Source organism: Amycolatopsis sp. NPDC003676 (assembly GCF_053587275.1).
This window is the reverse complement of the sequence record NZ_JBSFNS010000322.1, coordinates 1-1,293: the sequence shown is the minus strand read 5'-3', so window position 1 is coordinate 1,293 and position 1,293 is coordinate 1. Positions and strand designations below refer to the sequence as shown.

2 protein-coding genes and 1 tRNA gene are annotated in these 1,293 nt (G+C 68.2%); 2 read left to right on the top strand and 1 reads right to left on the bottom strand.

Translation table 11 applies throughout. The features are described 5' to 3' along the window. The first annotated feature begins 110 nt into the window (after window positions 1–110). Together ACWDNU_RS46090 and ACWDNU_RS46085 are read left to right on the top strand one after the other, a co-directional pair. A complete protein-coding gene (locus ACWDNU_RS46090) occupies window positions 111–449 on the top strand; it encodes an Lrp/AsnC family transcriptional regulator (protein ID WP_449673477.1) in 339 nt (112 codons plus the stop codon). Between the two features lie 100 nt (window positions 450–549). Next, the gene (locus tag ACWDNU_RS46085; RefSeq protein WP_355284057.1) at window positions 550–921 is read left to right on the top strand and encodes a nuclear transport factor 2 family protein; all 372 of its coding nucleotides are present in this window, start codon (window positions 550–552) and stop codon (window positions 919–921) included. A gap of 124 nt (window positions 922–1,045) precedes the next feature. Here the strand turns inward: ACWDNU_RS46085 and ACWDNU_RS46080 are convergent. Next, a tRNA-Ser gene (locus ACWDNU_RS46080) sits at window positions 1,046–1,133 on the bottom strand. Window positions 1,134–1,293 lie beyond the last annotated feature (160 nt).

Genomic DNA, 1,293 nt, shown 5'->3' with positions numbered 1-1,293 from the left:
CTTCGGGGCGTCGACGGTGAGCAGCGCGACGCCCTGGTCGTGCTCGCTGTGAATGCGGTCGGTCATGGCGCTCAGCATCGCCGCGCGCGGTCGACTGGTCGGAGTCGGCGGTGCGCCGCCGGGTGGACGAACTGCGCAGGCAGCGCGTGCTGCGCTTCGATGTGGAGATCGATGCCGCGGTGCTCGGTTTCCCGGTGCAGGCCGCGCTGTGGCTGACGGTCGCGCCCGCTCGGCTCGTCGCCGTCGCCCGCGCCATGTCGGCGCACCCGGAGACCGCGTTCGTCGGCGGCACCACCGGCACCGCCAACCTGGTCGCGATCGTGGTGTGCCGCGACGCCGATGCCCTGTTCGACTACCTCACCGAGCGGATCGGCGCGCTCGACGGGATCGAACGCGTCGAGCCGGTCCCGATCACGGCCATCGCCAAACGGGCCGCTCCGGTCCGCTGAATTCGGGCGTTCCGTCGACGGGTTCGCGGGCGTAATGTGCTGGAGTACGGGCCGAATCGCCCTGGTCCGGCTCGTTGGGCGACGAGCGAGGGAGACCGAGATGAGCACCGCATCCAGTTCGGGATTCGATGCCGAAGCACTGCGCCGTGGCATCGAAGGCCGCGACGCGACCACACTGCTGGCACTGTACGGCGACGACGCCGAGATCCGGATGGTCGACCACAACGACCAGCCCAGCCATCCCCGTGTGCTGCACGGACGTTCGGCGATCGGCGAGATGTTCGACGACGTCTGCTCCCGGGAGATGACCCACAAACTGGAGAGCGTCCTGATGGACGGCGACCACGTCGCCTTCGTCGAGTCCTGCCGCTACCCCGACGGAACCCGAGTCCTGGTCCACTCCATGGCCGACGTCCGCGACGGCCGCATAGTCGACCAGACCTCCATCCAGGCCTGGGACGAGACAACCTGATCAAGCGAGAACATGGGTAACTCCCCGACAACAGCCAACGCAGCCGATCAACAATCCCCCGGCCGCGTCCCCACCTCCCCACGCACCTAGGTCTGGCCAAGAATCGCGGAGAGGCGGAACAGCCTGGCGGAGACGGAGGGATTTGAACCCCCGGTCGCTCTCGCGACGCTCGCTTTCAAGGCGAGTGCATTCGGCCGCTCTGCCACGTCTCCCTAAAGTGAGATGTTAGCGGACGCATCCGCGACCGCGGCGACCCGGAGAGGCAGCCAGGCCTGATGCAGGCGATCGAATTGAACGGGTTCGGCGGGCCCGAGGTGATGGAGTGGACCGTCACGGTCGATCCCGAGCCGGGGCCCGGCGAGGTGTTGGTCG

What these genes read in the sequence shown, in the direction of transcription:
- ACWDNU_RS46085 (WP_355284057.1), top strand. Translation starts at nt 550, where the DNA reads ATGAGCACCGCATCCAGTTCGGGATTCGATGCCGAAGCACTGCGCCGT.